General features: G+C 65.4%; 4 protein-coding genes and 2 pseudogenes. 3 read left to right on the top strand and 3 right to left on the bottom strand.

The features are described from left to right. Positions 1 to 455: 455 nt before the first annotated feature. The gene (locus tag ABZ624_RS42050; RefSeq protein WP_360100865.1) at positions 456 to 1847 is read left to right on the top strand and encodes an FAD-dependent monooxygenase; all 1392 of its coding nucleotides are present in this window, start codon (positions 456 to 458) and stop codon (positions 1845 to 1847) included. A 122-nt stretch (positions 1848 to 1969) separates the two neighbouring features. Here ABZ624_RS42050 and ABZ624_RS42045 read toward each other — a convergent pair. Continuing rightward, positions 1970 to 2314: pseudogene (locus ABZ624_RS42045) on the bottom strand (DDE-type integrase/transposase/recombinase); the annotation flags it as partial. Positions 2315 to 2465: 151 nt separating this feature from the next. Between ABZ624_RS42045 and ABZ624_RS42040 the strand changes: the two are divergent. Beyond that, positions 2466 to 3026, top strand: coding sequence for a transposase family protein (locus ABZ624_RS42040; RefSeq protein ID WP_360100862.1), 561 nt, complete (start codon positions 2466 to 2468; stop codon positions 3024 to 3026). Then, positions 2936 to 3130: a hypothetical protein gene (locus tag ABZ624_RS42035; protein ID WP_360100859.1), complete on the top strand. Its 195-nt coding sequence runs from the start codon at positions 2936 to 2938 to the stop codon at positions 3128 to 3130. Before ABZ624_RS42040 ends, ABZ624_RS42035 begins: the two co-directional genes overlap by 91 nt. 49 nt (positions 3131 to 3179) lie before the next feature. On the opposite strand, the pseudogene ABZ624_RS42030 reads toward ABZ624_RS42035, so the two are convergent. After that, a pseudogene (locus tag ABZ624_RS42030) lies at positions 3180 to 3560 on the bottom strand (IS6 family transposase); the annotation flags it as partial. Between the two features lie 134 nt (positions 3561 to 3694). Next, the gene (locus ABZ624_RS42025) at positions 3695 to 4207 is read right to left on the bottom strand and encodes a DUF2231 domain-containing protein (protein WP_360100856.1); all 513 of its coding nucleotides are present in this window, start codon (positions 4205 to 4207) and stop codon (positions 3695 to 3697) included. Positions 4208 to 4610 lie beyond the last annotated feature (403 nt).

Here is a 4610-nt window from a genome sequence, read left to right as displayed (position 1 = left end):
GCCGTGGCCGGTGCCCAGCTGCGGCGGGCCCTCGGCTCGTTGGACCGCGTCCGTGGACATGGGCGTCAGAGGCGCTCTTGCGGGCGGCCAGCCTGCGTGCGTCTGAGGCGCCTCCGATCGGCAGGCGGGTGCTGGCCCGGCTCCTCGCACCCCGCCGTCACCGGTCCAGCACCCGCAAGGTCAAGTCCCCGATCTCCCGCTACAGCGAGCAACGCGACGACGGCCGCCCCGACCGCAGCCGCACCATCACCGACCTCGCCGTGACCGTCCTCGAACCCGGCCCCGAACGGATGCCGAGAAATCAGCTAGCCCACAGAAAGGAGAGCGTTCACAAACGCTCAAAGTTGACTGTTGCGTCCAATGTTCAATCGAAAGGCCCTGCTGTTAGGACTTGGGCGTTACCTATGGGCAGCGCTCGAGTTGCGTCGGCACCAAAGTACGGAGAGGGGCTTCCTATGGACAGCGCCATCGTTATGGGATCGGGAGTGGCAGGAATCCTTGCCGCCGAAGTCCTTTCACGTCATTGCGGGAACGTGACGATGATAGAGCGTGACCGGCTGGACGGCAGTGAACGTGACCGCCCCGGAGTTCCGCAGCACCGTCACGTTCATATTTTGTGGCCGGCTGGGCAGAACATTCTTGAGTCTCTGTTTCCGGGCGCTATGGAATCCCTCCATGGCCTGGGTGCGCCCCGGATTTCGTTCCCCGCCGACGCAAGGTGGCTGAGCACAGAAGGGTGGCTTCCGAGGCTGCCGCTGACAAAGGTCTTCACCTGCAGTCGCTCCCTGTTGGAAGCTACCCTGCGGAAACGGCTCACCAAAGTGGACGTTAGGGATAACACCACCGTTACCGACCTACTCACCGACGCGACCGGCCGCGTTGTCGGGGTCCGGACCCGTTCCGGGGACCAGACTCAAACGATGCACGCCGACCTGGTGGTGGACGCCACCGGACGCTCATCCAAGCTCTCGCAGTGGCTCGCAGCGCTAGGGCATACCCTGCCTACAGAGACCGTGGTGGACGCCCAGATGGGGCACGCCACCCAGGATTTCCGAATCCCTCAGGAGTATACCCCGAACTTCACAGCGGTTGCCCTGCAGCACCGTCCACCCCATGTACGTCGCTGCGCCTATATGTTCCTTCAGGAAAACGGACACTGGAGGTGCACGCTTGCCGGATATGGCGCTGACTACCCACCGAACACCAACGAGGGCTTCCTGGAATACGCGCGTACTCTTCGTGATCCCACACTGCACTCGCTGCTCACCAAGGCCACGCCCGTCGGTAGGATCGCAGCATTCAGGCAGGCGGCTAACCGCCACCATCACTGGGAGAAGATGCGTACCTGGCCGGCCGGACTCGTCGCATTGGGAGATTCTGCCTGTGCCTTCAACCCGGTTTATGGCCATGGCATGAGTGTCTCCGCTCTCTGCGCTCAGGCCCTGGAACGCTGGTTGGCCAACGGAGCCGCGTCCACCGCCGAGTTCCAGCGGGCCGCTGCTCGTGCGGCATCCGGTGCATGGTCCATTGCGACTTGGGAAGACTGGCGCTGCCGCGAGACCACCGGCGCCCGCCCTACTATTAAGGACCGGATTCTCCTCACTTACTACGTCCGCGTCCTGACTGCTGCCACGATGGACAGCACAGTGTGTGCTGACCTCATGAACGTCATGAGCTTGCTCAAAAAGCCCCGCGCACTGATGCGTCCCGACGTGGTCTTGCGCGTCATGAGGAAATCAAGAGGAGGGTGCTGTCAAGTTGCTGGCGAGGCTGATCATCCGCTGCCTGAAGCGATACATCGCACGAGAGATCTACCGGCTCATCGCCCCCACGAGGCAGGCGACTGACCGTCCAGACCCCGCACAAGCCACTGCTTGACATCCATAGGGGCATCAACGCCGTCCGTGTCGGGTGTGTGGCTTGCTGACGGTTTGTCAGGGTCAGGGTGGGGCTTGTGGTGGCCGGTGGTTCAGGCCGTGGCGGGCAGGCCGGCGGCTCCGGTGATGTGGTTCCAGATGGTGAAGCGGAGCGTCATCTCGAAGCGGTAGTGGTCGGCGGTCATGAGGTGACGGTGGGGCCGGAAGTGGGGTGAGATCCCGGTGAACGTGGACAGGAACCGCTGCGCCGAACCGACGGTACGGAATCCTTTCATCGCGTGTTCCCGCTGCCGGGTCGGCTGGTGGGAGTTCTCCGCCCGGTTGTTCAAGCCCTTGTGCGAGTGGTGCTCCACCGACCGCATCACCGCCCGGTGCGCCGCACCGTACGGCTTCAGCTTGTCGGTGACGACCACCCGGGGGACCTGCCCGGTCTTCAGGGCTCTTGCAAGGTCGTCTTGATCTTGTGGAGTGGCTGGTCAGCTGGGGTGCGACCGGGAAGAGCGAAGCTCCGTTGTAGCGAGTGACCTCTCAAGGCCCTTGCCAGCAATGGAGCTTCGGTGATTCGCGAGTCTGCCATGGCCGGCGCTCGTGCTGTCGTGTGCTGTCGCCCTGGCGGGTGACGGCGCGGTGGAGGGTGTCGACCCGCGTGATCGTCGCGGGCGGCGGTATCCGCTGGTCGCGTTGGTGAGAGCGGCGGCCTGCGCGGTAGCGGCAGGTGCGTGTGCGTACGCGGCCATCGGGCACTGGCTGCGGCGGGCGCCCCAGGACGCCCTGGCCCGGCTCGGCTTCCCGGTCCGAGGCGCGCTGGGGGTACGGCCGGCCGCGTCGATGGACACCGTCCGCCGGGTCATCGAGCACGTGCACCCCGACGGTCTGGCCGCGCTGCTGCGGCCCGCCGGGGAGGAGCAGGGCCGCCCCCTCAGGTTGGCGGCGGACGGAGGCGACGGGCAGGCGCACCCGCGAGACCGTCTACGTCATCACCGACCTGCCCGCACGCCAGGCGAAACCCGAGGACATGCCTGCGCAGCCACTGGCACATCGAGAACAAAATCCACTACGTGCGCGACACCCTCTGGGACGAAGACCGCTCCCAGATCCGCACCGGCCACGGCCCCGAGAACATGGCCACCTTGCGCAACACCGCCCTGAACCGGCTACGTGCCACCGGCGCCACGAACATGGCCGAAGCCGTCCACGACCTGTCCTTCGAGCCCTTCACCGCCCCACTCGACATTCTCGGCATCCCTCGATGACCAGCGAAAACGTCAGAGAAATGCGACTTTGCAAGAGCCCTGGCCCGGTCTTTTTGAGGAGCCGGCGGAAGAAACGTCTGGCCGCGGCCTTGTCCCGCCGGTTCTGGACCAGGATGTCCAGGACGTTGCCATCCTGGTCGACGGCCCGCCATAGATACTTCTGCACCCCGTCGATCCTGATGAACACCTCGTCGAGATGCCATGTGTCACCCGGCCGCGGGCGGCGCCGGCGCAGTCCGTTGGCGTAGGCCTGCCCGAACTTCACGCACCAGCGACGCACCGTCTCGCAGGAGACGATCACTCCCCGTTCCAGCATGAGCTCCCCGACCTCGCGGAAGCTCAGCGGGAACCGGTGATACAGCCACACACAGTGCGCGATGATCTCCGCCGGGTAGAGGTGATTCCGGTACGACGGCGCTGCAACCGACACCAACCAGCCCTCCCGACAGGCCCCAGCCAGAAGATCATCTCACCCACCGCCAACGTGACAGCTCCCAGTTTTTTGCCTGTGAGGATCCAGCGCGGGGAAGCCAGCTGCCCTCCAGCCCTCAACGGTCCACGGGATCAGGAGTCGTCCTTCGTCCCCGTCGCCGTCTTCGAGAATGCGTCGTGCCAGGCGGCCTGCGCCCCGGAGTCACCGATCCGGTAGACGTCCACCACCGCCCCCACGGCAACCGCCAGGGACAGGACTCCCAGGACGATCCGTACTGGCAGGGCGGACCAGCGCAGTTCTGCGTCTTGATCAGGCTGTGCGCCGGCACGTCGCTGCGCCCACCACACGACCGCCGCCAGTACGAACAGCCCCACAACCCACGGCAGCAGGCTGTCACCCAGTTCGGTGTGCCGACGGACCAGGGCGTCGTCGTCCACGTGCTTCTCCAACCACTCGCCGGCCTGCGTGGTCAACGGCACGCTGACCAGGGCGACGAGGGCCAGCAGCGGTAACAGTGGACCCAGCCGCCGGGCGGCGCGCGGCCACAGCGCTGCCGCGACCAGGGCCAGCGCGGTGAGAGGAACCCACACGACGACCACATGCACCAGCAGGACATGAACGGGCAGACCGTTGATCAAGCTCATCGAAGCGCTCCTCAGTGGTAGGGAAGGGCGCCAGCGTGGCACCAGAGTCGCATGGGTGCTACTCAGGTGGTCCAGCCGAGGGGCCTGTGGAATCCGGCCGGAAGAACCTCCCGGGCGGCGACGGCGCAAGGACAACGTTGACTCTTGCCCCTGACCATAAGCTTGCCTCAAATACAAACAAACTGACCAATAGCATGACGAAAGGCGACGATCAGGCCCAAGACCCGCACACCCCGCTGGCGCTTCTTCTGGTGGGCGTATCCACCGATCCGCTTAGGGTCTGTTGCGAAAGTTGATCTTGTTCGTGATGATCACGTCCTGTGGGACGTGGGGATCTGACGAACGGGCAGTGGGCCCGGCTTGAGCCGCTGCTGCCGCGGGGCATCAAGCCGGGTCGTCCGCA

Source organism: Streptomyces sp. NPDC007205 (assembly GCF_040634095.1).
Classification (GTDB): Bacteria; Actinomycetota; Actinomycetes; order Streptomycetales; family Streptomycetaceae; genus Streptomyces.
Note: the sequence above shows the minus strand (reverse complement) of the source record. Positions and strands in the feature narration are given on the sequence as shown.

What these genes read in the sequence shown, in the direction of transcription:
- ABZ624_RS42050 (WP_360100865.1), top strand. Translation starts at nt 456, where the DNA reads ATGGACAGCGCCATCGTTATGGGATCGGGAGTGGCAGGAATCCTTGCC.
- ABZ624_RS42025 (WP_360100856.1), bottom strand. Translation starts at nt 4,207, where the DNA reads ATGAGCTTGATCAACGGTCTGCCCGTTCATGTCCTGCTGGTGCATGTG.